20 protein-coding genes and 1 pseudogene are annotated in these 26,377 nt (G+C 71.7%); 19 read left to right on the top strand and 2 right to left on the bottom strand.

Going from position 1 to position 26,377, the window contains the following annotated elements:
* Positions 1-34 precede the first annotated feature (34 nt).
* From ACFY0I_RS38265 to ACFY0I_RS38230, 8 genes are all read left to right on the top strand, one after another.
* Positions 35-3,910, top strand: coding sequence for an amino acid adenylation domain-containing protein (locus ACFY0I_RS38265; RefSeq protein WP_388904326.1), 3,876 nt, complete (start codon positions 35-37; stop codon positions 3,908-3,910).
* A complete protein-coding gene (locus tag ACFY0I_RS38260; protein ID WP_388904310.1) occupies positions 3,907-5,232 on the top strand; it encodes an ATP-grasp domain-containing protein in 1,326 nt (441 codons plus the stop codon). The genes ACFY0I_RS38265 and ACFY0I_RS38260 overlap by 4 nt, the downstream gene beginning before the upstream one ends.
* Positions 5,229-6,206, top strand: coding sequence for a peptidase (locus tag ACFY0I_RS38255; RefSeq protein WP_388904309.1), 978 nt, complete (start codon positions 5,229-5,231; stop codon positions 6,204-6,206). The genes ACFY0I_RS38260 and ACFY0I_RS38255 overlap by 4 nt, the downstream gene beginning before the upstream one ends.
* Before the next feature lie 36 nt (positions 6,207-6,242).
* A complete protein-coding gene (asnB, locus tag ACFY0I_RS38250) occupies positions 6,243-8,042 on the top strand; it encodes an asparagine synthase (glutamine-hydrolyzing) (protein WP_388904307.1) in 1,800 nt (599 codons plus the stop codon).
* A 9-nt stretch (positions 8,043-8,051) separates the two neighbouring features.
* Entirely contained in the window at positions 8,052-8,873 is an 822-nt protein-coding gene (locus tag ACFY0I_RS38245) for a hypothetical protein (RefSeq protein WP_388904306.1), read from the top strand.
* Positions 8,874-8,883: 10 nt separating this feature from the next.
* Positions 8,884-9,798 carry an aminotransferase class IV gene (locus ACFY0I_RS38240; protein WP_388904304.1) on the top strand — a complete coding sequence of 305 codons (915 nt, stop codon included), beginning with the start codon at positions 8,884-8,886 and terminating at the stop codon, positions 9,796-9,798.
* The gene (locus ACFY0I_RS38235) at positions 9,786-10,736 is read left to right on the top strand and encodes an AEC family transporter (RefSeq protein WP_388904303.1); all 951 of its coding nucleotides are present in this window, start codon (positions 9,786-9,788) and stop codon (positions 10,734-10,736) included. Before ACFY0I_RS38240 ends, ACFY0I_RS38235 begins: the two co-directional genes overlap by 13 nt.
* A 76-nt stretch (positions 10,737-10,812) precedes the next feature.
* The gene (locus tag ACFY0I_RS38230) at positions 10,813-11,775 is read left to right on the top strand and encodes a TauD/TfdA dioxygenase family protein (protein WP_388904302.1); all 963 of its coding nucleotides are present in this window, start codon (positions 10,813-10,815) and stop codon (positions 11,773-11,775) included.
* A gap of 23 nt (positions 11,776-11,798) precedes the next feature.
* Here the strand turns inward: ACFY0I_RS38230 and ACFY0I_RS38225 are convergent, their stop codons facing one another.
* On the bottom strand, positions 11,799-12,890 hold the full coding sequence (locus ACFY0I_RS38225) for a PP2C family protein-serine/threonine phosphatase (protein WP_388904301.1): 1,092 nt from the start codon (positions 12,888-12,890) through the stop codon (positions 11,799-11,801).
* Positions 12,891-13,034: 144 nt separating this feature from the next.
* Complete coding sequence (locus ACFY0I_RS38220) at positions 13,035-13,697, bottom strand: deoxynucleoside kinase (RefSeq protein WP_388904300.1); 663 nt, start codon at positions 13,695-13,697, stop codon at positions 13,035-13,037.
* A gap of 265 nt (positions 13,698-13,962) precedes the next feature.
* Between ACFY0I_RS38220 and ACFY0I_RS38215 the strand changes: the two are divergent.
* From ACFY0I_RS38215 to ACFY0I_RS38165, 11 genes and pseudogenes are all read left to right on the top strand, one after another.
* Positions 13,963-14,241 (top strand): annotated as a pseudogene (locus tag ACFY0I_RS38215) (hypothetical protein); the annotation flags it as partial.
* A 112-nt stretch (positions 14,242-14,353) separates the two neighbouring features.
* Positions 14,354-15,616, top strand: a complete 1,263-nt coding sequence (locus ACFY0I_RS38210; protein ID WP_388904299.1) for an MFS transporter — start codon at positions 14,354-14,356, stop codon at positions 15,614-15,616.
* Complete coding sequence (locus ACFY0I_RS38205) at positions 15,613-17,496, top strand: alpha/beta hydrolase family protein (protein ID WP_388904298.1); 1,884 nt, start codon at positions 15,613-15,615, stop codon at positions 17,494-17,496. The genes ACFY0I_RS38210 and ACFY0I_RS38205 overlap by 4 nt, the downstream gene beginning before the upstream one ends.
* Before the next feature lie 291 nt (positions 17,497-17,787).
* Complete coding sequence (locus ACFY0I_RS38200) at positions 17,788-19,689, top strand: RiPP maturation radical SAM C-methyltransferase (protein WP_388904297.1); 1,902 nt, start codon at positions 17,788-17,790, stop codon at positions 19,687-19,689.
* A gap of 24 nt (positions 19,690-19,713) precedes the next feature.
* Complete coding sequence (locus tag ACFY0I_RS38195) at positions 19,714-20,373, top strand: DUF5825 family protein (RefSeq protein WP_388904296.1); 660 nt, start codon at positions 19,714-19,716, stop codon at positions 20,371-20,373.
* A gap of 159 nt (positions 20,374-20,532) precedes the next feature.
* On the top strand, positions 20,533-21,630 hold the full coding sequence (locus ACFY0I_RS38190; protein ID WP_388904294.1) for an AI-2E family transporter: 1,098 nt from the start codon (positions 20,533-20,535) through the stop codon (positions 21,628-21,630).
* A 242-nt stretch (positions 21,631-21,872) separates the two neighbouring features.
* Positions 21,873-22,025, top strand: a complete 153-nt coding sequence (locus tag ACFY0I_RS38185) for a hypothetical protein (RefSeq protein WP_388904293.1) — start codon at positions 21,873-21,875, stop codon at positions 22,023-22,025.
* Between the two features lie 221 nt (positions 22,026-22,246).
* Positions 22,247-23,392 (top strand): serine/threonine-protein kinase, encoded by a 1,146-nt coding sequence (locus ACFY0I_RS38180; RefSeq protein WP_388904292.1) that lies wholly within the window; start codon positions 22,247-22,249, stop codon positions 23,390-23,392.
* A 189-nt stretch (positions 23,393-23,581) separates the two neighbouring features.
* Positions 23,582-24,007 carry a DUF6003 family protein gene (locus ACFY0I_RS38175; protein WP_388904291.1) on the top strand — a complete coding sequence of 142 codons (426 nt, stop codon included), beginning with the start codon at positions 23,582-23,584 and terminating at the stop codon, positions 24,005-24,007.
* A 554-nt stretch (positions 24,008-24,561) separates the two neighbouring features.
* Positions 24,562-25,968 carry a sensor histidine kinase gene (locus ACFY0I_RS38170; RefSeq protein ID WP_388904290.1) on the top strand — a complete coding sequence of 469 codons (1,407 nt, stop codon included), beginning with the start codon at positions 24,562-24,564 and terminating at the stop codon, positions 25,966-25,968.
* 1 nt (position 25,969) lies between these two features.
* Positions 25,970-26,377 carry a roadblock/LC7 domain-containing protein gene (locus tag ACFY0I_RS38165; RefSeq protein WP_362875483.1) on the top strand — a complete coding sequence of 136 codons (408 nt, stop codon included), beginning with the start codon at positions 25,970-25,972 and terminating at the stop codon, positions 26,375-26,377.

Here is a 26,377-nt window from a genome sequence, read left to right as displayed (position 1 = left end):
CCATCGAACGAGGGGAATCACGTCCGTGGGCGAAATGCCTGCCGCCACATCCGCCGCGCCCGAAGAGACGACGCACGCCGCTCCGGCCCTCCAGCTCCCCGTCCGGGACGCCGGAGCCGACGCGTCGCGATCCCCGGTCACGCACTCCTGGACCGACCACGCCTTCCAGCCGCTGAGCGAGTTCGTCGAGGCCAGGGGACTCGATGCCGCAGACCTGTTCAACGCGGCGTTCACCGTGCTGCTGCACCGCTACAGCGGCCAGGACGACCTGGTCCTGGCCCGCGGCGGCGGACCGGCCGACCCCGACCGGGTCCATCCCGTCGCCGTCCGCTCCCGGATCGGGGACGACGTCACCTTCGTGACCCTGACCGCCGCCCTCTCCGCCCGCCACCGCGCCGCGACGCGCGACCCCGAGCGCGCCGACGTCCCCGCCGACCTCGGCACCGGACTGCGCGTCGGCTTCGTCAGCCGCGACGCCACGGCCCGGACCGGGCCGGCGGCCCCGCGCCCCGACGGCCTCGACCTCCTCCTGGAGGTCGAGCACGCCCACGACACGGTCCGCTTCGCGCTGACCTACGACGGCGCCCTGTTCACGGAGGCGTTCGTCTCCCGGATGGCCGCCAACTACCGGACGCTCCTCCTCGATGCCTGCCGCCGCCCCGCGGCCCCCGTGGGCGAACTCGCCGTGCTCTCGGAGGCGGAGACGCACCACCTGCTCACGGACCTCAACGCCACCGCCCGCCCCTACCCCCGCGACACGACGCTCCACGCGCACGTCGAGGCCCAGGTCGCCCGCACCCCGCAGGCCCCGGCCGTGGAGTGGCGCGGCGTCACCCTCACCTACCGCGAGCTCGACGAGCAGGCCAACCGGCTCGCCCGCGCCCTGCTGGCCCACGGCGTCACCCCCGGCTCGCGCGTCGGCGTCTCCGTCGCCCGCACCCACCGCACCGTCTGCCTCCTCCTCGCCGTCCACAAGGCCGGTTGCGCCTACGTCCCCCTGGACCCTGCCTACCCGGCGGACCGACTCCGCGGCATCGCCGCGACCGCCGACATGGCCGCCGTGGTCTTCGAGGACGCGCCCGGCACCGCGCCCGGCACCGCGCCCGCGGTCGCCTCCGGACCCGCGTCCTGGCTCGACGCCCTGCCCGCGACCGCCCTGCCCTGGGACGAACTGTGGGAGAAGGCCGGCGCCGAACGCCCCGACCCGCCGGCGGTCGAGGTGGACCCGGCCGCCACCACCCATCTGATCCACACCTCCGGCTCGACCGGACTGCCCAAGGGCGTCGTCATCAGCCACCGCAACGTGGCCGCGCTGCTCGCCTGGGCCCGCGACACCTATCACCCGGCGGACCTGTCCCGTGTCCTGTTCGCCACCTCGCTCAACTTCGACCTCTCGGTGTTCGAGCTGTGGGCCCCGCTCACGACGGGCGGCCAGGTCGTCGTCGCCGACAACGTGCTCGCCCTCACCGAGGACGACACCCTGGGCCCGAGCCTGGTCAACACCGTGCCCAGCGCCCTGAACGTGCTGCTCCAGCGGTCTGCCGTACCCGCCTGCACGACGGTCCTCAACGTGGCCGGCGAACCCCTCGCGAAGGAACTCGTCAACGCCGCCTTCGCGACCACCGGCGTCGAGCGGCTCTACAACCTCTACGGGCCGTCCGAGGACACCACCTACTCCACCTGGAAGTGCTTCACCGGCCCCGTCACCGGCAGCCCGACCATCGGCGTACCCGTCCACAACACGGTGGCCCACCTGCTCGACGCGCGCGGACAACTGGTGCCCCGCGGCGTGGTCGGTGAACTCCACCTCGGCGGGGACGGCGTCGCCGGCGGCTACATCAACGACCCCGAGCGCACCGCCGCCGTGTTCGTTCCCGCCCCGCCGCACCTGCCGGCCGGCACCCTCTACCGCACCGGCGACCTGGCCTGCTGGACCGAGGACGGCGAACTGCGGTTCATGGGCCGCAGGGACAATCAGGTCAAGGTCCGCGGCTTCCGCGTCGAACTCGGCGAGATCGAGTCCGTGCTCCGTGAGGTCGTGGGCCTGAGGGACGTCGCGGCCCTCGCCGTCCGCACGGACGACGACACCCGTTTGGTGTGCTGGGTAGGCCTCGAAGGCGCCGACGTCCCCGTCGACGCGATGGCCGACCACCTGCGCCGCAAGCTCCCGCACTACATGCAGCCCGCCAGGATCCTGGTCGAGGAGCGGCTCCCGCAGCTGCCCAACGGCAAGGTCGACCGCAAGGCCCTCGCCGCCCGCGACGTCGACTGGAGCGCGTCCGGGGCCGCCGACCGCGCCTTCACCACCGACGACCCGGACGAGGCCGCCGTCGCCGCCGTCTGGACCGACCTGCTCGGCGTCGCCCAACTCGGCCCCGACCGCGACTTCTTCTCCGTCGGCGGCCACTCGCTGTTGGCCAACCTGCTCGCCGCCCGGCTCGGCGACGCCGCCGGTCGCACCGTGGGCGTCGCCGAGATCTACGAGCACCGCACCTTGACCGCCCAGGCCCGGTTGCTGCGCCGCAAGCGCGAACAGGCCCCGGCCGCCACCGCCGAGCAGGGGGTCGACGCCCGGCTCGCCGCCGTCGCCGAGACCCTGCACGCCTCCGGCCGCGGCCACGGCGTTCCCGGAGCCGCCGCCGCCGTGTACGTCGACGGCACGATCCGCTTCGTCCACCACGGCGTCGACGACGTCGAGACGGGAGCCCCCCGGGGCGAGGCCTCCCGCCAGCGGGTCACCTGCATCACCAAGCCGATGCTGGCCTTCACCGCCCTGCGCCTCGTCGACCGCGGCCTGGTCGGCCTGGACGAGTCCCTCACCACCCTGCTGCCGCAGGCGTTCCGGCGCGGCGACGGCCGCACGGTCGACGTGACGCTACGTCAACTCCTGTCGCACACCAGCGGGATCGACGACTCCTACGAGGTCTGGCACGACACCGACCTCCCCGACCTCGACCGCTACCTCGACACCTTCTCCGGGTACGGACAGCTCTTCGAGCCGGGCGAGGTCTTCGCGTACTCGGCCTGCGGCACCTCCATCGTCGCCGCGCTCATCGAGAAGCTCCTCGGCGTCCCCTGGCGGCGCGCCGTCAACGAGCTGATGCTGACCCCCCTCGGCATCAAGGAGATCCCCGAGACCTTCACCGAGGGCGGCCACTACGGGGACACCGTCTCCGCCGGCTACCTGTGGAGCGAGGCCGGACAACGCTACGTCCGCCACGACCCGCCGCCCCAGACCATCGCCGACGACGCGGCCGGCTCCTTCTCCGTCTGCCTCACCCTCGACGAACTCGCCAGGATCGCCCTCCTCGCCCTCGACGACGGCGTCGCCCCGAGCGGGGAGCGGCTGCTGTCCGCCGAGCTCGCCGCACAGATGCGCACCCCGCAGATCGACGTCCCCGGCCACCACTTCATGCACGCCTGGGGCCTGGGCTGGCTGATGTTCGGACCGACCGCCTTCGGCTTCAACTCCAACGGCAGCGGCCACCACAACTTCGTCCAGATCTTCCCCGAGCAGCGCACCTTCCTGATCCTGCTGGCCAACGCCTACCCCGCGTTCGGTCTCTACGAGGACCTCCTGCGCGCCCTGACCGGCGAGGGCCTCATCCGCACCGGCCGCCCCTTCGACATGGACCTCGACGCCTGCGCCGGCCGGTACGACTCCGACGGCTACCGGCTGAACGTCCTGCGCGGCCGCGAACACCTCGGCTACGAGTACTCCGAGCGCGGCCGCGACGGTCAGTGGCAACGCCTCGACGAGGGCGACCTCGTCCTCTCCGGCGCCGGCGGCTTCAGCTCCATGTCGAAGAAGAACGTCCTCGCCGGTTCCATCTCCTTCATCCCCGCACCCGGAACCCGCCTCCCGGCATTCGTGCGGATCGGCCAGAGGTTCGCCAGGAAGGTCCGATGACAACGCCCCGCGCAACCCGCGAAAACGTGACCGGCACACCCGTCACTCAGGAACAAGTCACCCGCAAACACGTCCTGTTCGTCACCTGGAAGACCGGCAACGCACCCGCGTTCGAAGCGGCCAAACGGCTCGGCCACGAGGTCACCCTCATCCGCTCGCTGCGCATGGAGAAGTCCCAGAACATCGACTTCGACGCCTCGCCGTACGGCGCGTTCGTCGACTCCGTGCACGTCCTCGACGACGCCACCGAGTACGAGGCCCTGCGCGCCTGCGTCCTCGACGTCCACCGCCGCCGGCCCGTCGACGGGTTCGTCGCCACCGTCGACGCCCTCGTCGTGCCCGTCGCCGAGATCGCCGAGGAGATCGGCGTTCCCTTCACCGCGGCCCGCGGCGCCCGGGCGGCCAAACTGAAGCACCGCTGCCGGGAGGTCCTCGCCGCCGCCGGCATCGACACCACCCGGCACGCCCTCGTCACCGACTTCGACGAGGCCGCCGCCTTCGCCACCACCACCGGCTACCCCGTCGTCGTCAAACCCGCCCGCGGCTCCGCCAGCGAGGGCGCCCACGTGGTCCCCGACGAGGCGGCGCTGCGCGCGGCCGTGGCCCGGGCCGTCGCCGACGACGCCACGTACGAGGCGGGCATCCTCGTCGAGGAGTACCTGACCGGCCGCTTCGTCTCCGCCGAGATCGGACTCGCCCGCGGCCGCTTCCTCCCGCTGGCCGTCAGCGAACGCTCGACCTGGAGCCGCCACGAGGCCCTGGAGACCGGCACCACCATCCCCGCCGCCATCGGCGCCGAGGACCACGCGGCCGTCATGGACTTCGCCGAGACCGTCGTCGCAGCCCTGGACCTGCGCCTCGGCATCTTCCACGTGGAGATCATGCTGGGCGCCGACGGCCGCCCCCGCCTCATCGAACTCAACCCGCGCATCATGGGTTCCTGCCTGCCGAACCTGTACCGGCTCGCCGGTGGCGGCGACATCTTCGACCTGCTGGTCCGCGTCCACCTCGACGAGGAGATCGAACCCCGCACCCCCACCTTCACCCGGTACGCGACCGTCCGCTGGTTCGGCGCCGCGGATCCGGCCCCCCGCCCCGACCGCGTGCCCGCCCTGGACTGGGCCGCCACCGACTACGGGGACTCCCTGCACGCGCTGACGGTCCGCTTCCCGGACGGCGACGTGCTGCCCGCCTGCCGGGGCAACCTCGGCAACTTCGGCGAGGTACAGGTGGTCCACGCCGACCACGCGACATCGATCGGGATCGCGGAGCAGATCGTCGGACGGACGGCGGCCCTGCTCGGCATCGAGGTGACGGGATGACGATGACGACACCCACCACGGCCCCTGCCGCGGCCCCCGCACAGGCCGCGCCCACCCGGCCCTTCTTCGCCGAGACCCGGGCGCAGCTCGCCGGCCTCGGACTCCCGGACGCCGACCCCGCCGCCACGGAGAGCTCGGGCAAGACCTTCGACGACGGCTGCCACTTCCGCGTCGAGGTGCCCACCGTCAACTCCGTACAGGCCGCCGAGACGCTCCTGTCGCAGAGTCGCCGCCGGGGCTTCACCATCAACCGGATCACCGAGACCCGCGGCATGTACCGCCACACCGCCCGGGAGATCGGCGAGTACGTCGCCCTCGGCCGCGAGTACGGGGCCGAGATCCTGATGTCGGTCGGCCCCCGCGCCAGCTACGACACCGGTGGCAGCGTCCAGACCCCCGAAGGCGTCCGGATCGGCTACCGGCTGCGCGGCCAGGAACAGATGGTGCGGGCCGTCGAGGACGTCAAACGCGGTCTCGAACTCGGCGTACGCGGCTTCGTGATCTACGACGAGGGCCTGCTGTGGGTGCTGAACCGGCTGCGCACCGCCGGCGAACTCCCCCCGGACATCCACCTCAAGGTCTCCGCCCACTGCGGCCACGGCAACGCGGCCTCCGCCCAGATGCTGGAGATGCTCGGCGCCGACAGCTTCAACCCGGTCCGCGACCTGACCCTGCCCATGATCGCGGCGCTGCGCCAGGCGGTGTCCATCCCGCTCGACTGTCACGTCGACAACCCCCGGATGTCCGGCGGCTTCGTCCGTACCTACGAGGCACCGGAGTTCGTTCGGGTGGCCGCCCCGATCTACCTCAAGACCGGCAACAGCGCCCTGGAGGGGCACGGCGTCAGCCCCACCCTCAACCAACTCGACGACATCCTGCGCCAGGTCGAGATCGTCACCGAGTTCCTCGGCCGGCACCACCCCGAGGCCCGCCAGAGCCCCTCCGGCCACCACCTGACGCCCGTCGGCCCCTGAACCCGACCCCTCAGCACACAGACAGAGGTCACCAGCATGTGCCGCATATACGGCCACTTCGGCGGGGAGCCCGTCGACCGCGACGTCCTGCGCGCCGTCGCACGGGCGATGCACCACGGCGGTCCCGACGACCGGACCGTCCACACCGCCGCCACCTGGGCCCTGGGCAACAACCGGCTCGCCGTCCAGGGCATCGAGCACGGACGCCAGCCCTTCGTCCTGGGCGACATGACGTGCGTGTTCAACGGAGAGATCTACAACCATCGCGAACTGCGCGCCGAACTCGCCGCGACCGGCCACACGTTCGAGGGCGACTGCGACGGCGACGTCCTGCTGCCCCTGTACGAGCGCTACGGGGACGCCTTCGTCTCCCGGCTGGAGGGCATGTTCGCGATCGCCGTCGTCGACCGCCGCGCCGAGCCCTGCCTGAAGCTCTTCAACGACCACGCCGGCATGAAGTCCCTGTTCTACTACCTCTCCGCCGACGGCCGCCGACTCTGCTTCGCCTCCGAACTCCAGGCCCTCTCCCGCTTCCCCGACTTCCCCGACGCACTCGATCCCCTCGCGATCGACCGCTACCTCGGCGGCCGGGCCGTCTGGGGCCCCGACACCGTTCACGCCAAGGTCCACACCATGGTCCCCGGCACGACCCTGCGGTTCGCCGACGGACGGCTCACCCTCACCCGCACCCCGCTGTCGCCCGCCGAACCCGACTGGCCGGACGCGGGGCCCGATCTCGGCGCGGCCGCCGAGATGCTCGACGCGACACTGCGCCACGAACTGGCCCGCATGCTCGACGCCGACGTCCCCGTCTGCGTCATCACCAGCGGCGGACTCGACTCCAGCTACACCTCGGCGATCGCCGCCTCCCTCGTGCCCGACCTGGCCTCCTTCAACGTCGCCTACCGCGGCGACTGGCCCGCCGACGAACGCCACTTCGCCGCGGAGGCCGCCCGCCACAGCGGCACCCGCCACCACCAGGTCCTGCTCGACCCCGCCGACTTCCCCGCCCTCGTCGACCGCTTCGTCCGTCACCTGGACCAGCCGAACAACGCCCCGCACAGCCTCAGCACCTTCGCCCTGTTCGAAGCCATCCACGAGGCCGGGTTCAAGGTCGCCCTCACCGGTGACGGGGCCGACGAACTCTTCGGCGGGTACGCCCGCTTCGTCAAGGCCGCCCGCGACGACTCGACGACCTGGCACCGCGGCTACCAGGACACCATGGCCGCCATCGGCACCAGCACCCTGGAGCGCCTCTACACCCCCGACCACCGGGCCCTCCTCGCCGCGAACGGCGGCCTCTTCGGCGACCGCACCGGCGACGAACTCGACCGCCGGGTGCGCGGCGGAGAACTCGACAAGCTGGAAACGCTGCTGCGCTACGACCAGTTCGAACGCTTCCCGTACTACATCCTGCGCCGCGTCGACCACCTGAGCATGGCCCACTCCGTGGAAGCCAGGATCCCCTTCCTCCAACCGTCCGTGATGCGCCTCGCCCACGCCCTGCCCACCGCGCTCAAGGTCGTCGGCGACACCGTCAAGGCGCCGGTGTCCGAAGCCGCCCGACGCTGGGTGCCGCGGAGCGTCATCGATCGGCCCAAGCAGCCGTTCACCCTCCCCATCGCGGCGATGATCAAGCCCGGCGAGGCGCTGCACGAGCTGATCGGCGACACCCTCCTCGCACCCGGCGCCCGCTACCGCGACCACGTCCGTCAGGACGTCGTCCGGGACCTGTTCCGCATGCAGTCCGAGAACCCGGGCTCGCACACCGCGGAAGTCCTCTGGTCCTTGCTGATGCTCGAAACCTGGCTGTCCGCCAGGAACCTCACCCCGTAGGAGACAGACATGTCACAGTCCACCCCGCCCATCCGCTCGCTTCTGGCCGGCGTCACCAAGGACGACATCCGCCGCGACCCGTTCCCGCACATCGTGATCAGCGACGCGCTGCCCCAGCCCCTGTACGACGCGCTGGCCTCCTCGATGCCCGACGTCGAGTACATCGGCACGCGGATCGGCAAGGAGATCACGTCGAACGAACGCTACAACTACATGTCCGAACCCATCCTCCGGGACGCGGCCATGGCCCAGGTGTGGAAGGACTTCGTCACCTACCACGCGTCGCCCGAGTTCTACGCCGAGTTCCTCGACCTGTTCCAGGACGACCTGCTCGCCAACCTGCCCGACGCCGAGAAGCAGTGCGGCCCCCTGCGCGACCTGCGCGTCGGCCGCCGCAACCGGGACGGCTTCGACACCCACGACATCCTCATGGACTGCACCGCCGTCATCAACTCGGCCGTCACCGGCCGGCCCTCCGCCTACCGCGGTCCCCACGTCGACAAGCCGTACAAGCTGTTCGGCGGACTCTTCTACATGCGCCTCGCCGAGGACGACGCCATCGGCGGCGACCTCGTCCTCTACAAGTACCGTGAGGGCGCCCACAAGTTCACCACCAGCGCCTCCGAGTACGGCGACAACCGGTTCGACATCGATCCGCGCTACGTCGAGGAGGTCGCCACCGTCCCGTACCGGAGCAACACGCTCGTGATGTACCCCATCAACCCGCTGGCCCTGCACGGTGTGTCGGTGCGCAGCCTCACCCCGCACCAGCGGCGCTTCGTCGCCCTCGTCGGTGATCTCCAGAACCCGCTCTTCGACCTTGCGCTCTGAGGTGCCCCCCTTGCTTCCCTTCGACCAGCGAACCGGTCACATCTGGCTCGACGGCCGCCTCGTGGACTGGGCCGACGCCAAGCTCCACGTCCTCACCCACGGCCTGCACTACGCCAGCAGCGTCTTCGAAGGCGTCCGCGTCTACGGCGGCGCCCCCTTCATGCTCCGCGAACACCTCGCGCGCCTGCGGACCTCGGCGCGGATCCTCGACTTCGACCTCGAACACGACGAGGAGACCCTCCACCGGGCCGCCCTCGACGTCATCGCCAAGGCCGGCATCACCGAGGGCTACGTACGCGTCAACGCCTGGCGCGGCTCCGAGGTCATCCAGACGGCCGCGCTGCGAACCTCCGTACACACCTCCGTGGCCGCGTGGGAGATCCCCGCGGGCTACTACGCGGCGGCCGACGCCCTCCGTACGGGCATCTCCCTGGCCACCGCCGAGTACCGCAGGCCCTCCCCGCGCTACGCCCCGGTCAAGAGCAAGGCCGCCGGCAACTACATGATCGGCACGATCAGCAAGAACCACGCCCTGCGGGCCGGCTTCGACGACGCCCTGCTCCTCGACGACGAGGACAACATCGTCGAGGCGACCGGCGCCCACGTCTTCTTCACCCGGGGCGGCACCCTCCTCACCCCGACCACGCGGTGCACCATCGACGGCATCACCCGGGCCTGCGTCCTGGCGATCGCCGACCACGAGGGCATCCCGTACGAGATCGGAGACCTGGACGCCGGCTTCCCCGCGGAGGCCGACGGTGCCTTCATCTGCGGCACCGCCTGCGAGATCCTCCCGGTCGCCCGCATCGACGACCACCACTACGACCTGACCGGAAACGACGTGATCGGACGGCTCATCACCGGCTACCACGACCTGATCGCAGGCCGGAGCCCGGTGAAGGTGCCGAACGCATGGGGGCGGTGACCGCCCTGGAGAAGCTGCTGCCGGTGGTCCTCGCCTTCGGCTGCGGCGTCCTCCTCGCACGACGCAAGGTCGTACCGGCCGAGAGCTCCAAGGTCTTCGCCGACTACGCCTTCCTCTTCGCGGTGCCCTGCTACCTGTTCGGCAACATCTACGCGAGCGACCTGGCCGCCCTCTTCGACTGGCGGGCGATCGGCGGCTATGCGGCCACCGCCGCCTGCGCGGTGGTCGTCGTGGGCACCGCGGCCCGACTGTTCGGCGTACTGGACCCCCGGGGCGTCGCCCTGCGCATCATGGCGGGCGTCCAGGTGAACACCGCGTACTTCGCCGTACCGGTGTTCATCATGCTCTTCGGGAACGCGGCGCCCATCTTTCCGGTGCTGCTGTTCCAGGTCTGCGTGCTGTCCCTCGTCGTCATCTCGATCATGGAGTTGGGCCGGCCGGAGCGCACCGGTGGGCCCGGCGCGCGCCTGGCCCGGGCCGTGGGCGCCTCGCTGGTGACGCCCGTCGTCCTCGCCTGCAACGCGGGGATCCTGCTGAACCTGCTGTCGGTGCACCTGCCGCAGGCGGTCCTGGACAGCTTCGCGTTCGTGGGCGACAGCGCCTCCCCGGTGGCGCTGTTCGCGCTCGGCCTGCACCTGGGCGGCGCCGGCCTCACGCTGCGCGGGACCACGCTGGAGGAGGTGTGGCTCGTCGCCTTCAAGTGCCTGGTCTTCCCCCTGATGGCGTGGGCGGTGTGCCGCTACGTCTTCGGCGTCGAGGGCGACTGGCTCGCCTACCTGGTGCTGATCGCCGCGATGCCGGCCCCGCAGAACCTCTTCATCTTCGCGCAGCGCTACGACGTCGACGTGGCCCTGTCGGCGGAGCTCGTCGTCAAGAGTTCCCTCGCGTCGCTGCTCGTGCTGCCCCTGTGGGTGCAGTGGACCGTCCACTTCGGCTGAGGCCGCGGCGGCCCGTCCCGCACCCCCCTACACCCTCCCCTTCATCTTCATCGCCATCCGAAAGGTGGGCCCGACCGTGACCCAGACAGCACAGACCAGCCGGATCACCGTCCGGCAGATCGCCGGACACATAGGCGCCGAGATCTCCGGCGTGGACCTGCGGGAGGATCTCGACGACGCCACCGTCGCCGAGATCCGCCTGGCCGTGCTCACGCACCGCGTCGTCTTCTTCCGCGGCCAGCACATCGACCACGCCCGCCACGTCGCCTTCGGCCGTCGGTTCGGTGCCCTCACCCGCCGCCCCGGCAAGAAGCACGGCGTCTCGCCCGACGGATTCCCCGAGATCCTCACGGTGGACGCCAAGGCGGACGTCGAGCGGTACGGGAAGAACTTCGAGGAGCACTACCGGCGCAAGTGGGTCTCGCCCATCGCCGGCTGGCACAGCGACCTCACCCAGGCGGTCAATCCGCCCGACCTGTCCATCCTGCGCGCCGAGACCACCCCGCCGTTCGGCGGCGACACCCAGTGGACCAACACCGTCGCCGCCTACGAGGCCCTCTCGCCGCAGCTGCGCGACCTCGTGGACACCCTCAGGGCCGAGCACGCCTTCTTCACCGGCGTCCACCTGCGCCACTCCGACGCCCGTGACCGGGAGATCCTCGACATCTACTGCCAGGACCCCCAGGTCGCCGTCCACCCCGTGGTGCGCGTGCACCCGGAGACGGGGGAGCGGGCGCTGTTCGTCAGCCCCGGCTCCACCACCCGGATCGTGGGGTTCAGCGAGATCGAGAGCCGCCACCTGCTGGACCTGCTCTTCCAGCACATGACCAGCACCGAGTACACGGTGCGCTTCCGCTGGGAGCCGGGCAGCATCGCCTTCTGGGACAACCGGAGCACCTGCCACTTCGCCCCCACCGACTTCGGCCACCTCGACGTCGACCGCGTCATGCACCGCGTCACCGTCCTCGGCGAGCCCGCCACCGGCCCCGACGGGTTCACTTCGGAGCTCGTCGCGGGCGACCGACTGGAGGCCTGGTAACCCTTCGGGACGGGCCGCCTGTCTCAGGGCTGCCGCAGTCGTACGGCGAGTGCGGCGACGTCGTCGTCGAGGCGCCCCCTGCTGTAGTGCAGGAGGTCGCGGTGCAGCGCCGTGAGCAGGTCGCGGGGCGGCGCCGGGGGCTGCTCGCGCATCCAGGCCGTCAACGGGAAGAACTCGCCGTCACGGGCGCGGGCCTCGGCGATGCCGTCGGTGTAGAGGAGCAGCAGGTCGCCGGGGGTGACGTCGAACGTGTCCACGGTGTAGTGGTCGCCGATCAGCTCCGCGAGGCTGAGCAGGGGCGAGGGAGTGGCCGACTCCAGGACGCGGAGCCTGCTGCCGTTCAGGAGCAGTGGCGGGGGGTGTCCGCAGTTGAGGATGCCGATGTGGCCGCCCTCCTGGGGGATCTCGACGAGGAGGGCGGTGGCGAAGCGCTCCATCGGCCCCTCCGGGGGGAACGCCGCGTTGTAACGGGTGCTGCTGGCGTCCATCCTGCGGGCGACGTCGACCATGTCGGCCTCGTCGTAGGCGGCCTCCCGGAACGCGTTGACGATCGCGGCGGCCGCCCCCACCGCCGGCAGCCCCTTGCCCCGGACGTCACCGATGAGCAGCCGCACCCCGTACGGGGTGTCGACGACCTCGTAGAAGTCCCCGCCGATGCGGGCCTCGGCCGCGGCGGCGAGGTACAGCGACTCGATCTCGATGTTCCGGAAGCGGCGCGGCATGGGGCTCAGCACCACCTGCTGCGCCGCTTCGGCGACGAGCCGCACCTGGAAGAGGGTGCGCTCCCGCTGGAGCCGCAGATGGCTTCCGTACGCGGCGGCCACGGTCACCGCGACGATCCCGGCGGCCGTCCACCACGTGCCCAGGTCGGGGAAGACCATGCCCAGGCCGATCATCAGGCACAGGCAGACCGTCCCGAGCAGGACGGTGGGCAGGACCGGCCACATGGCGGCGGCCAGGGCGGGCGCCGCCGGCAGGAGGCGGCTGAAGGCCATCTCCGGCGGAGTGGCGTAGGCCAGGCTCGCGATCACGACGGTCAGCATGATCGGCGACAGCCGCACGAGGGTCCCCCGGCCGTAACGCCGACGGAGCCGCGGCCGTCCAGACTCGATCACACTCCCCACCATAGGTGCGGGGTGGTGCTGCGGCCTCCGGTGGAGCCGGCGCCGGGGCGGGGAGGCGCGAACCGGGTCCGCCCCGCCGGCCGCCCTCACCTCGGGTCGAATGGAACGTACGTGCGATGGTCGCGGTCGGTGGCCTCAGGCGCCGCGCCGGCCCGCCTCCAGGGCGTCCTTGACCTGCTGCGCCACGCGCGCCGCGTCCTCGGGGTTGTTCACCACGTCCGTGCGGCTCATGTCGACGACGAGGACGTCGCTCGCCGAGTAGTGCTGGTGCACCCATTCGTCGTAGCCGGACCACAGCGTCCGGTAGTACTCGACGAGCCCCGCGTCCTGCTCGAAGTCGCGGCCCCGCAACCCGATGCGGTGCAACACCGTCTCGAAGTCCGCCTTGAGGTAGACCATGAGGTCGGGTGCCTTGCGGTACGGCAGGCCGTCGATCTCGCGCATCATCTCGTCGAGCAGCCCCTCGTACACCTGCATCTCGAGGGAGCTGATGCGACCCAGATCGTGGTTGACCTTGGCGAAGTACCAGTCCTCGTAAATGGAACGGTCGAGGACGTTGTCGCCCCGCTTGTACGCCTCCTTGATCGAGGCGAACCGGGTCCGCAGGAAGTGGAGCTGGAGGAGGAAGGGGTAGCGCTTGGCCTGGATCTCCTCGGGGCTCGCCGTGTAGAAGAGCGGGAGGATCGGGTTGTCCTCCACGCTCTCGTAGAAGACCTGGCTGCCCAGCTCCTTGGCGAGCAGCTCCGCCACGCTGGTCTTGCCGATGCCGATCATGCCTCCGACGCAGATCACTGGCATACCTCACTTCTCCCGGGGGTCTTCGGTTCGCCGGCGGGCGGGTTGCTCGGTCGCACCACGTCACCGGGAGGCATGCCGGCGGTCACTCGATTCCCCAAGATCTTCATGACCGGTGTCACGGGTCTGTCGTCCGGATCGACGAGCCACCGTCCCGCGGCCGCCATGAATCATAAATGACGACCCGACCCGTCATGAATGACGACCCGACCCGGCCGGGGCCGCCCGAGCACGGGCCCACCGTTCGGGCGGCCCCGGCCGCCGTCCATCCCTCGCCGCCGGGGCGGCCGCGCCGGGTCTGATCGCCGCGCATCGCGTCGGGGTCTGCCCGGTGCTGGTCGGCGGTGGCATCCCGTTCTTCCCCCGGCACGGGAACCGGGTTGATCCCGAACTCCTCGGGACCCGCACCTTCGGTGCGAAAGTCGTCCCCCTCCGCTACCGCGTGGCGCGCCAACGGCCCCCGGCGGGCCCGGTGTCCGGTGGGGCCCGACACCCCGGAAAACCCCGTTCCTTGATCAAGAATTCCATTCGAACGCGGGTGTTGTGACGCGTGTCTCCGTTCGATACGATCGCAACCCTCAACGGCCGTACGTCCACATATCAACGGGGGGTATTGTGGGTTCGTTCGCGTCAGCAATACCCTCCGGGCGGTATTCCTGATGGGGGAGGCCGAGGAGAAATTAGAGCCCTCCGGCCCTTTATTACCCGGAGTTCATGACGGTGCCGGCTCCCCGTTGCGCAGCCGGGATTTCCTGTTCTTCTGGATCGCGGGAGCCGTCGACGGACTCGGCACCTGCGCATCCTCGCTCTTCCTTCCGCTGATCCTGCTGGGCGCCGGATATTCGGCCGGCCTCGCCGGACTCGTCGGGTCGGTGGCACTCGCCGCCGCACTGGTGGTCTCGCCCGTCGCGGGCGTGTTCGCCGACCGGTGGCCCCGCAAGCCGATGATGTACACGGCGGCCCTGGTCGCGGCGGCCGCCATGGGCTCGGTGTTCGTGGCCGTGGCCCTCGGCCACGTCGTCCTCGCCCACGTCCTCGTCGCCGCCGCCCTCGAGCAGGCGGCCAGCGCCGCCTACGGCGCCGCGGCATCCGGGACGATCCGACGGCTGGTGCCGCCCGAGGGGTACCCGCGGGCGATCGGCCTCCTCCAGGCGCGCGACCAGGCGGTGCAGATCGTCGGGCCGACGCTGGGCGGCGTGCTGTACCAACTCTCGCGGTGGGTGCCGCTCCTCGCGGACGCCGTGTCGTTCCTGCTGGTGGCGGTACTGAGCAAGGCGATCCGCACCGACCTGACACCCGAGCGGGAGGGCCCGGCGGCGCCGTTCACCCGTGAACTCGCCGAAGGACTGCGCTTCGTGTGCGCCGAACCCTTCCTGCGCTTCGTCGTGGTCTGGACGGCCGGGATCAACGCGCTCCTGGGCGCGCTCTACTTCCACGCGGTGTTCGCCTCCCACGCCCAGGGCGCCGGCCCCTCCTCGATCGGGCTCATCCTCACCCTGGCCGGCGTCGGCGGGCTGTCGGGCGCACTCTGCGCCCCGTGGCTGGTCCGACGGGTCCCGGCCGCCCGGATCGTGACGGCCGCGTCGTGGATCATGGTGCCGACGGCGGCCGGGCTCGCGTTCGCGTCGCGGACCTGGGCCTACGGCCTGCTGCTCGGCGGGGTGTCGCTGATCGTGCCGTCCGTGGCGGTGGTGCTGCAGACCCGGGCGGTACTGGTCACCCCCGACCGGCTGCTGGCCCGCATGGGGACGGTCCTGGGCACCGCCGGCCAGGGCGTCGCGGTGCTCGCCCCGGTGGCGGCCGGGGTCCTGGTCGCGGCGTACGGGGGGCGCGCCGTCGCCCTGGGATGCGCGGGCGCGTTCGCCGGGCTGGCGCTGTACGCGACCTCCAGAGCCGGCCTCGTCGTACGGGAGGCACTGTGACCCGGACCCGGCCGCCGCAGGCCGCGCGAACGTACGGCGTCTACCGCCCGGTGCTGCCGGTCACCAGCCCCCGGAACCCGGACCGGATGGTGTACACGGGGGACGCCGACGGCCGGTGCGAGATCTTCACGTGGGACCGCTCCAGCGGCGCCGGAAGACAACTGACGGACCGTCCGCACGGCACGCTGCTGTGCGCCATCGACGGCGACGAGGCCGTGTGGTGGTTCGACGAGGACCGGGACGGCAGCGGCGGCTGGCGCACCCAGGGCTTCGACGACGGCCCCGACCGTCCCGCCCTGGAGGGCGTTCCGGTCGGGCGGCCCGCGGGGCTGGCGTTGGCCGCCGGGGGCGCGGTCGCCATCGGCATCCGGAGCCCCGAGGGATTCGGCGTGCACACGGGGCGGCGCGGCGGCGCCGCCACACGGGTCCTGAGCATGACGGAGTCCGGGACGCTGTGCGACCTGGCGCCGGACGGCGGGCTGTTGGCCATCTCCGGACCCGCGCACTCCGCCCGCGCCGTCACCCTGCTGGCGCCGGACGGGACCACCGTCGCGGTGCTCTCGGGCGCCGAGGAACGCACTTGGGCGCTCGGCTTCGCACCCGCGGGCGCCCCGACGGCCGGAGCGTCGCCGTTACCCGGCGCGCCGCCGTTACCCGCCACGCCGCCCTTACCCGGCCCCGACCCGACGCCCGGCAGCAGCCCGCTGCTCGTGCTGCGCGAGCGGGCCGGTCGCTACCACCTCGGCACCTGGACCCCCGGCCGTGGGCTGGAGCTGCTGCCCTGGTGCTCGTTCGACACCGAGACGACCGCCCGCTGGTACCCCGGACCGGGTGGCGCACGGATCCTGGTCCGGCAGGACCGCCACGGCCGCAGCCGGCTGTTCACCGCCGACCTGGACCGCCGCGAACTGACCCCGGTGCCCACACCGGAGGGCAGCATCCTGGACGCCGCCCCGGCCGCCGACGGTGACGTGCACTTCCTCTGGACCGACGCGGTGAACGTGCCGCGCGCGCTGTCCCTGTCGGGCACGCCGCTACCGGGGCAGAGCCAGTGGCGCCTTCCCCGGTTCGGCCGTCGCCGGGACCTGTGGACGCCCGGCCCCGACGGCCCGGTGCACACCCTGGTCACCACACCCGCCGACCGTCCCGCGCCGCACCCGCTGGTCCTCCTCGTCCACGGCGGCCCCGCCGACCACGACCGTGACGCCTACGACCCCATGGTGCAGGCCCTCGTCGGATCGGGTTACGCCGTGGCCCGCGTCAACTACCGCGGCTCGACCGGCTACGGGCCGCGCTGGCGCTCCGCCCACTCCGAGGGCGTCGGCCACACCCAGGTCGCCGACCTCGTGCGGGCCCGCGCCGAACTGCTGGACAGGGGCATCGGACGCGAGGGAGCCGTGGGCCTGTGCGGCACCTCGTGGGGCGGCTACCTCACGCTGCTCGCCATGGGAACCCGTCCGGACCTCTGGGACGTCGGGGTCGCCGTCAAACCGCTCGCCGACTGCGCCACCGCCTTCCGGCACTCCACGCCCGCCCTCCAGGCGCTGGACAGCGCGCTGTTCGGCGGCACCCCCGACCAGGTGCCCGACGCCTATGCCCACGCCTCCCCGTCCACCTACGCGGCCGCCATCCGCTCCCCGCTGCTGGTCGTCGCCGCGCGGCGGGACGCCAAGTGCCCGCCGGAACAGGTCGAGGCGTACCTGGACGTGCTGCGTGCGGCCGGTGTGGCCCACGAGCTGATGTGGCTGGACTCGGGCCACGACGGCTACGACGGCGCCGACCACCTGGCCGTGATCACGCGGTCCCTCAGATTTCTCGGTCGCGGGCTGCCTTGCGCGCCCGTGCGGGCCGAGCCGTCCCCGCACCCGGAGAGGAGGTGAACAGCATGCAGAAGGACATCATCCACGGCGACCCGCTGGAGGGCGACGAGGAGAGCCGCAAGCCGGGCGTCGGTGTCGTCGTCTACCTCCGCTCCGCGGAGGAGATGGAGGACGAGGACAAGTAGCAGCCGAGCGGTTCGGCGGCCATCCGGCCGCGCAGCGCCAAGGGGCCGGTCCCGCGATCCGTGCGGGACCGGCCCCCACCGGCCCGGCCGGACGCCCGAGGGCTCCCGGCACGGTGCCTTGCCGATGACCATTTCCGCGTACTGCTCACATGAGAAGAGGCCGGCCATGCGCGTACTCCTGGTGAACATGCCCTGGGCCCCGATCGATCTCCCGTCGCTGGCTCTCGGAATTCTCAAGCGCAGCGTGGACGAGCGCGTTCCGAACGCCACGGCGGACGTTCTCCACGCCAATATCGAATATGTGGACTGGATCACCAAGAACACGGAATTCACCCTGGAGGACTACTCCTATTACGCGCTCGGATCCTATTTCCTGGGATGCGGCGACTGGGTGTTCTCCTCCGCTCTTTACGAAGACCCCCAGTGGCGGGTGGCCGAATTCACCGAGGCGATGCGGACCCGTGTGCGCGGGCCCCGGATGGAGATGACGAAGGCGCTGCACGTGACCGCGCCCGATTTCGTCCGGCACATCGCCGAGCGCATCGTCGAACTGGCGCCGGACGTGGTCGGATTCACCTCGACCTTCCAGCAGAACACGGCCGCCCTGGCTGCCGCGAAGTACGTGAAACGACTCGCCCCGCACATCGTGACGGCCATGGGCGGCGCCAACTGCGACGGCAAGCAGGGCGAGAGCGTCCACCGCAACTTCCCCTTCGTGGACCACGTCCTGCGCGGCGAGGGCGAGGTGTCGTTCCCCGCGCTGCTCCGGGCGCTCGACGCCGGGGAGCCGCTGTCGGAGGTGCCCGGGCTCTGCTGGCGCGACGCCGACGGAGCCTCCGTGGTCAACGCCATGAGCACCAAACCGCTGCCGCCCGCCTCGATCCTGCCGCCCGACTACGCCGGCTACTTCGAACGGCTCGCCTCCTCCCACGCCCGGCACTGGGTCGAGCCCAAGCTGGTGGTCGAGGGCGCGCGGGGCTGCTGGTGGGGCGAGAAGCACCACTGCACCTTCTGCGGGCTCAACGGATCGTTCATGCAGTTCCGCAGCAAGAGCCCGGACGTGTTCTACGAGGAGATCATCGAACTCGCCCGCAAGCACCGGGTCCTGGACATGTACGTCGTCGACAACATCCTGGACATGGGGTACGTGAAGACGGTGCTGCCGCGCATCATCGACAGCGGGTTCGACCTGCGCATGCACATCGAGATCAAGTCCAACATGCGCCAGGGCCAGCTCCAGACCCTCGCGGACGCCGGCCTCATCTTCGTCCAACCTGGCATCGAGAGCCTCAACAGCCGGGTACTGACCCTGATGGACAAGGGCGTGACCGGCGGCCAGAACGTCCGGATGCTCCGCGACGCCGCCACCGTCGGTCTCTCGGTCGCCTGGAACTACCTGCACGGCTTCCCCGGCGAGGACGTCGAGGACTACACCGACGTGGTGGCCCAGATGGCCGCGCTGGAACACCTCAACCCGCCCGTGGGCCCGTCCTCCCGGATCGCCATCGAGCGGTTCAGCCCCTACTTCAACAACCCCGGTCTCGGCTTCTCCGAACTGCGCGCCGCCGAACCGTACCGGCTCACCTACGACCTCCCCGACGCCGAGATGTTCGACCTGGCGTACGTCTTCGACGTGCCACCGCGCGGGATCGGTGAGGACGTCGTCGACCGGCTCGACGAAGCCATCTCGTACTGGAGGCGCAACTACGCGGGCAGCCGACTCACCCACTGCGACCTGGAGGACCGGATCGTCCTCGTCAGCAAGCGCCGCGCCTTCGACTGGACGCACCTGGAACTGACCGACCCCTTCGAACTGGCCCTGTTCCGACTGCTCGACCAGCCGCACACGGTCAAGGCCGCCGCGCGCAAGCTGCACGAGGCCCACCCCGTGGGCGAGGACGCCCTGAGGCAGGTACTGGCGCGGTGGCGGGCGCTCGGGGTCGTTTTCGAGGACAGCGGGCAGTTCGTGCAGATCGCGCCGCCCGCGCTCAACGAGGAGTTCCTGCGGATCGACTTCATGCGGCACGCCTCGGCCCGCGACACCGAACTCGCCACGACGACCGCCTGACACCCGCCGGACACGAGGACGACGATGACTCCAGCACTCACCGGCACCGCGCCCTTCACGGTGACCGCCTCACGGGACTACGACCCCGAGGTGGGCGCGCTGCCCAGCATGTCCCTGGGCCGCTACGAGATAGACCTCACCGGCGGCGAGGCCGCCCGCAGGCTCTTCGCCGCCGGGGCCCGGCACGTCACGCTCCCGCGCCCGGTCGACGTGACGGACGCCGCCGACGCGGCCTGGTCCGTCCGGGCGCTCAGCTTCGTGGGCGACCTGTCCAGCCTGGCCATCTCGGTCGACTGGCAGCTGCACACCGGCCCGGACCCCGACGCCTGGCGCCACTTCGGTCACCTCCACCCGCCGACCGCCGTCCTCGGCACCGCCGACCCGGCGGCGACGGCGCTCGCCTGGCGCACCGCGTACTACATCTGCAAATGCGTCTTCCGGTACGGCCCCGGTTTCATCCAGGTCCGCGACCGGCGCTACGGCGAACTGCGCCGCTTCACCATCGACGAACCGGACTACCACGAGGCCATCACGGCCCTCACCGACGGCGCCCACGTGGACGCCGTCCCGGGGCCGGTCCTGGACGACCTGATGGGCGAGACCCTCGTCCTGCGGCTCGGCGACCACCTGTGGTGGGCCCCCTACCGGGTCCGCCGCTGGTCGGAGGCACCGCTGGTGATCTGACGCCCAGGACAGCCAGGACGCCCAGGACGTCCGACCGCCGGCGGAGCCGCGGGGCCCGCCGGTGTTCGGCGCCCGACCACCACCGATTCCTTCCGTACCGCGCCCCGGCCGCGGGGCCACCATGCCCGGCATTCCGTCATGGTGCTTAAGGTGGCCCCCATGTCTGTCACTTCGAGCTCGGGAAGAGCCGCCGCCGCTCTTCGTACGTCGGCACGCGTCAGTGCCGAGTCGTTGGTGGTGTTGGCGATGGCGGCGGTCGCCCTCTGGATCCTCGGCCGGATGTGGTCGGTGGTCTGGCCCCTCATAGTCGCCCTGTTCCTCACCACCTTGACCTGGCCCCTGGCCGCCTTCCTGAGGCGGCGGGGATGGCCGCCGGCGCTCGCCGCGAGCGTGGTGACCCTCCTGTTCCTCCTCGTGGCCGCCGGCATCGTCGCGCTGATCGCCGTTCCCGTCGCCTCCCAGTCGGGCGAACTGGTCGAGGGCGTGCGCCAGGGGATCCAGCAACTGCGCGAGTGGGCCGCCGGTCCGCCGCTGAACATCGGTGACGATCAGCTCAGCGGCGCCTTCGACGCCGCGATGGCCCGCCTGCAGAACAGCGTCGGCAGCGCGGTCTCCACCGTGGCCACCGGGGTCGGTACCGTCTTCAACGGCCTGGTCACCGCCGTCCTGGCGCTCTTCCTGATGTTCTTCTTCCTCAAGGACGGCCCCCGCTTCCTGCCGTGGCTCACCCGCCAGCTCCCCGGCCGGTTCGCCACCGACGTCCCGGTCGTGGCCGCGCGCGGTTGGGAGACGCTGGGATCGTTCGTGCGCTCCCAGGCGTTCGTAGGGCTCCTCGACGCCGTGTTCATCGGCCTCGGCCTGTGGATCGTGGGCGTTCCCCTGGTGTTGCCGCTGGCGGTACTGACCTTCGTGTCCGCGTTCGTACCGATCGTCGGCGCCCTGTTCGCCGGCCTGGTGGCGGTGCTCATCGCGCTGGTGTCGAACGGGCTGACGGACGCGCTGATCGTGCTGGCGATCATCATCGTGGTGCAGCAGCTCGAGGGGAACGTGTTCCAGCCCATGATCCAGAGCCGCGGGCTCGGTCTCCACGCGGCGGTGGTCCTGCTGGCGGTCACGCTGGGCGGCAGCCTGGCCGGCGTCGTGGGCAGCCTGCTGGCGGTGCCGGCGGCCGCGCTCATCGCCGTCGTCTGGAACTACCTGCGCGAGCAACTGACCGAAGCCGCGCCGCCGACGGTGGAGCCGGCGCCGACGGGCTGATCCGGTGACGGGGCATCGGTTCCGGCCCCTCGCACGCACGGCCCCCACTTCAAGGACCCCGGTCGCCCGACCGGGGTCCTTCGCCGTCCCGGCGGCGAGGGAGCACGCGCCGCCGCCGAGTCTCCCCCTCCCGCTCGTCCGATCGCATGACGTCATGGGCTCCCCGGGTCACCGAAGCTCGTCCTGTCGGGCCCGCCCCGCAGCCGCGGGAAGCGGGCATCAGCACCGAAGGAGCCGACGACATGGACACCACCGTGCAGCGACAGGGCGCCCCGTACGAGATCGCCCTCATCCCCTTCCCGGAGACGGGGCGCGTCCACCGCCCCATGTGCTGGACCAGCTGCTACCGCGCCGCGCCGCAGCCGCAGGAAGCCAAGGCCCACCGGCCCTCCTGACGCGGGCGCCACCCTTCCCGCACCCGTCGCCCTCGACCTCCCGCGGGCACGCGAAGGCGCGCCTGCGGGAGGCGGAGGCGGCGACGTACGCGTGGCTGCGGGAGGGGCGACGCACGCGTGGCTTCGGGAGGTCGCGCGTCATCCCCGCCGGGCCGACGGGGTGTTGGGCGCGCGGGGCGGGGTAAGCGCGCGACACTGCCCCGAGTGGAGGAGGACCCCGCATGTCGGCCCGACTCGTCCCCGCGTACGGAGTTCGGCCCGCACACGACGCCCTGCTCGCCGGTCGCTACCGGCTCGGAGCAGCCATCGGGTCCGGCGGCACGGCCGACGTCTTCCGTGGCAGGGACGAGGTGCTGCGGCGCGACGTGGCCCTCAAGGTGCTGCGGGCCGGCACGGACACGGTCACCGTCGACCGTTTCCGCGACGAGGCCCGCACCATGGCCCGGCTGTCCCACCGCGCGCTCGTGACCGTCTACGACGCCGGCCGCCACGGCGGGGGTGACTTCATGGTCACGGAGCTGATCGACGGCGGCACCCTGCGCTCCCGCGTGGAGGACGGCGGCCTCAGCACCTTCCAGGCCACCCGGGTCGGTGCCGAAATCGCCTCTGCCCTGGACCACGTCCACTCCCGCGGCATCATCCACCACGACGTGACGCCCTCCAACGTCCTGCTCCGCGAGGGCGGGGCACCCGTCCTGGCCGACTTCGGGCTGTCCCGGGCCGTGCACGAACGGCCCCGCGGCGAGCCGGGAACACTCGTCGGCACGCTCGCCTACATGGCTCCCGAACAGCTCCTGGGCCAGGGCGCGACCCCGGCGAGCGACGTCTACGCCCTCGGACTGACCCTCCTCGAAGCCCTCACCGGACGTCGCGAATACCAGGGGACACCCGTGGAGGTGGGTACCGCCCACCTCCTGCACCCGCCGAGGGTCCCCGAGGGGCTCCCGGGCGACCTGGGCGGGCTGCTGAGGGCGATGACGGACCAGGACCCCCACGAACGCCCCGACGCCGCCCGCGTCCATCTCGGCCTGCGGGATCTGGCCGGCGCGCACGCCTCCTCCACCCCCGCCCGGAACGGGGCCCGCGCGAACACCGCCCCGCACCGGACGGCGGCCCTCACGGCCGTCCGCCCCCACGCGCGGCGTCCCGACCCGGCGGCGAGGAAGCCCGCCGGCCACCGGCGCGCGACCGCCATCGGCCTCGCGGCGGCGACCGTCGTCGGCGCCTGCACCCTGCTGACGGGCGGGGTTCCGGCGGGGGAGAGCGTGCTGCCCGACACGACGTCCCGGCACCGGCCGCCCGCCGCCCCGGAGGCCGTCGAGGCAGCCGACCGCGTCACCTTCCACACCCCCGACGACGCACCGTAACGCCCGCGGTCCCGACGAACGACCGGGGTCCGACACGGGTCCGACGCAGGCCCGACCCGCGCCCGCCGCCCCGACGCCGGGTCCGTGAGGTCGCCGTACTCCATCCGCGAAGCGCCTGCTTGACGGCGCGGGCGCGGGGTAGGCGGTGGGCGATCAGTGAGCCCCTGTGTGTCAGGAGAGTGACCCCCGATGACGGACGACGCCTACCTGTTCCTCGCGACCCCCGACCTCGGATGGCAGGGCACGCCCTTGGCCCTCGTCGGACCGTTGGAGTGCCTGGACACCCCTGCCGTGCAGGCCTGGTTCACCGCCCAGAACGTCAGCCCCGCGTCCCCCGAGGTCCGCGTCGTTCCCCCGGAGCAGACCACTTTGATCCCCGAGGGCGCCGAGCGGCTCCCGGTCCCGCTGGGCGCGGAGGAGCTGGAGCGGGTCCGCCGCGCCGCGGCGACGGAGACCGTGGCGAACGTCGAGGAGGACCTGGTCGCGTTCCGCGACAGCGAGGACAACCGGGACGACCTGCTGCGCCGCGCGCTGGCCGCCGGTGTACCGGCCCACCGGATCGTCGAACTCTCCGGCGTGGACCCCACCACCCTCTCCTCCGTGTCCCACAGCTGAACGCGTGCCGCCGGCCCGGGGAGCGGCCCGGGCCGGCGTTCGAGGTGAGGGGCAGGGGGTTCGGATCGGCTCTCAGTGCACCCACCGGGCAGGCGTACGGGGGCCGGGACGAGACCGGTCCGAACGGACGCCAGAACGTGATCGTTTGATAGCACGTTAGGTCTGTGATTGGTCGTTTTTGGGCTCGTAATAACCGGTGCGGGCTGTCCTTACCGCAAGGTCACATGGCGAACCCGAACTGACTATGCTCCCCGATGTGTTGCGAAGCGCTCACAGCGAGTCATGGACGCTGTGGGTGCTGCGGAAGGACCGTGGCCGCACGGGGGAGTGGCATCGGCACGCTCCCGGGGCGACCCGTCGGGGCGCATCGCCCGCGTGTACGAGCGCGGGTGGAGTCCGTTGTCCCCTTCGGCGCATCGCATCACCTCAGCCCGCTCATATCAGACCGGTAGGGGACCTTGATGGTTCGTGCAGGCGCAATTTCCAGAACCCGGCCCACCGCAGTCGTCCGGGAATGGCTGCTTCCGCCCGGAGTCCTGGCCGCGGCCACCGCGATGGCGCTGCTCCTTTCCCCTGCACACATATGGACGACGGTCGCCTGGTGCGGTGTCGCCGCGATCCTCCTGACGGTCATCACCTCCGCCGAGACCGTGCGCCGCCTGCGCTCCGCCGAAACGGGCCGTCAGGCACAGGCGCGAGCCGACGCGGACGCCCACTACGGGCAACGCGAAGCCGCGCTGCTCGGGCGCCTCGCGGACCAGCGGGCGACCACCGTCTGGCTCGCCGAGCAACTGCTCCCGGCAGCGGTCGCCCGTCTGCAGAAGGGCGATTCGGCGTCGGAGATCCTCCAGGCCGTCAGCTTCGGGAACCATCTCGACGACGAGTTCACCGAGGCGCTCGAAGGGGCGCTCCAGACGCTCCTCGAAGCCGTGGAGGCCGAGGAGAACACGCGGGACGCCTCCCAGCGCGCCCTGGTCGCGGTCGCCCGCAGGGTCCAGTCGATCGTGCACCAACTCGCCAGGGACCTGCGGTCCATGCAGATCATGCACGGCACGGACATCATCGTCTCCCGGGGCCTGCAGGACATCGACCACCGCAACGCGCTGATCGGCCGCCTCGCCGCCAGCATCGCGGTCCTGGGCGACGCCCGCCCCGGACGGCAGTGGTCCAAGCCGATCCCGCTCTACGACGTCCTGCGGGGCGCCATGTCACGCATCGTGGACTACCCCCGCGTGCGGCTTCAGGCGGTGGCCGAGGTCGCGGTGATCGGCCCGGGCGCCGAACCGCTGATCCACCTGCTCGCCGAACTCCTCGACAACGCGACGACGTTCTCGCCGCCGCACACCCCGGTGGAGGTCACCGCGAGCGAGGTGCCCTCCGGCATCGCGATCGAGATCGAGGACCGCGGCGTCGGACTCACCGAGGAGGTCCGGGAGCACGTCGAAGGCGTCATGGCACGGGCCGTCTCGGGCATCAACCTGGCCGGCCTGGGCGAGGTCACGCAGCTCGGCCTGCCCGTCGTCAGCAGGCTGGCCCACGAGCACGGCTGCGAGGTCGACCTGCGCACCTCCGCGTACGGCGGTGTACGCGCCGTCGTGCTCGTGCCCAGGCGGCTGATCACCACGGTGCCGCCGTCCGCCGTCCGCCGGCCCCAGGAACCCGTGCGCAAGCGCCAGGGCGGCCCCACGCCGTCCCGCCCGATGCCGGTGCGCGACGCCGCCGCGGACGCCGCCGAGGTCAGGAAGTCCATGGGCGGACTGCCGCAACGACGACGCGAGTCACCGGTGCCGACACCGGTCGTACTGGCCACCCCCACGCCCCCCGCCGCCCCGGGCATCTCCTGGGGCACCTCCGGCACCGCCCGCCAGCCCGGGCTGATGTGGGAGGCGTTCAACGGCGAGAGGCGCTCGGGCGCCGAACCTTCCACTTCCCCCAGCGAGCCGTCAGATGAGGTTGAGTAACATGCAGCCACTGCCCAACATGGACTGGATGCTCAAGGAGCTCGTGGGCGGTGTCCCTTACGTGCGACACGTGGTCGTCCTGTCGTCGGACGGCCTGTGCATCGGGCAGGCGAACACGGTGCCCGACACCGCCGACGCACTCGCCGCCGCCTGCTCCGGCATCCAGAGCCTGGCGAGGGCCGTCGCGCAGATGTTCCCGCACGGGGACGGCTCGACGCGGATGGTCGGCATCGAGGCCGACGGAGGCTACTTCTCCCTCATGGCGGCCGGCCCCGGAGCCGCTCTCGCGGTGCTCGCCGACGAGGAGGTGGACGCCGGACTGCTCGGTGACCGCATGCGGACACTGGTGGTCCGCATCGGTCAGCACATGACCAGCCCGCCCCGTGAGGACGTCGGGCAGGCGATGTGA

This window comes from Streptomyces sp. NPDC001568 (genome assembly GCF_042893755.1).
In the GTDB taxonomy this organism is placed as follows: Bacteria; Actinomycetota; Actinomycetes; order Streptomycetales; family Streptomycetaceae; genus Streptomyces.
Note: the sequence above shows the minus strand (reverse complement) of the source record. Positions and strands in the feature narration are given on the sequence as shown.

Bases quoted from the DNA above. Each gene is read 5' to 3' on its own strand.
- ACFY0I_RS38210 (WP_388904299.1), top strand. From the start codon at position 14,354: ATGGGGGAGGCCGAGGAGAAATTAGAGCCCTCCGGCCCTTTATTACCC.
- ACFY0I_RS38175 (WP_388904291.1), top strand. From the start codon at position 23,582: ATGACGGACGACGCCTACCTGTTCCTCGCGACCCCCGACCTCGGATGG.
- ACFY0I_RS38180 (WP_388904292.1), top strand. From the start codon at position 22,247: ATGTCGGCCCGACTCGTCCCCGCGTACGGAGTTCGGCCCGCACACGAC.
- ACFY0I_RS38165 (WP_362875483.1), top strand. From the start codon at position 25,970: ATGCAGCCACTGCCCAACATGGACTGGATGCTCAAGGAGCTCGTGGGC.
- ACFY0I_RS38265 (WP_388904326.1), top strand. From the start codon at position 35: ATGCCTGCCGCCACATCCGCCGCGCCCGAAGAGACGACGCACGCCGCT.
- ACFY0I_RS38235 (WP_388904303.1), top strand. From the start codon at position 9,786: ATGGGGGCGGTGACCGCCCTGGAGAAGCTGCTGCCGGTGGTCCTCGCC.
- ACFY0I_RS38245 (WP_388904306.1), top strand. From the start codon at position 8,052: ATGTCACAGTCCACCCCGCCCATCCGCTCGCTTCTGGCCGGCGTCACC.
- ACFY0I_RS38220 (WP_388904300.1), bottom strand. From the start codon at position 13,697: ATGCCAGTGATCTGCGTCGGAGGCATGATCGGCATCGGCAAGACCAGC.
- asnB (WP_388904307.1), top strand. From the start codon at position 6,243: ATGTGCCGCATATACGGCCACTTCGGCGGGGAGCCCGTCGACCGCGAC.
- ACFY0I_RS38195 (WP_388904296.1), top strand. From the start codon at position 19,714: ATGACTCCAGCACTCACCGGCACCGCGCCCTTCACGGTGACCGCCTCA.
- ACFY0I_RS38185 (WP_388904293.1), top strand. From the start codon at position 21,873: ATGGACACCACCGTGCAGCGACAGGGCGCCCCGTACGAGATCGCCCTC.
- ACFY0I_RS38190 (WP_388904294.1), top strand. From the start codon at position 20,533: ATGTCTGTCACTTCGAGCTCGGGAAGAGCCGCCGCCGCTCTTCGTACG.
- ACFY0I_RS38170 (WP_388904290.1), top strand. From the start codon at position 24,562: ATGGCGCTGCTCCTTTCCCCTGCACACATATGGACGACGGTCGCCTGG.
- ACFY0I_RS38260 (WP_388904310.1), top strand. From the start codon at position 3,907: ATGACAACGCCCCGCGCAACCCGCGAAAACGTGACCGGCACACCCGTC.
- ACFY0I_RS38255 (WP_388904309.1), top strand. From the start codon at position 5,229: ATGACGATGACGACACCCACCACGGCCCCTGCCGCGGCCCCCGCACAG.
- ACFY0I_RS38200 (WP_388904297.1), top strand. From the start codon at position 17,788: ATGCGCGTACTCCTGGTGAACATGCCCTGGGCCCCGATCGATCTCCCG.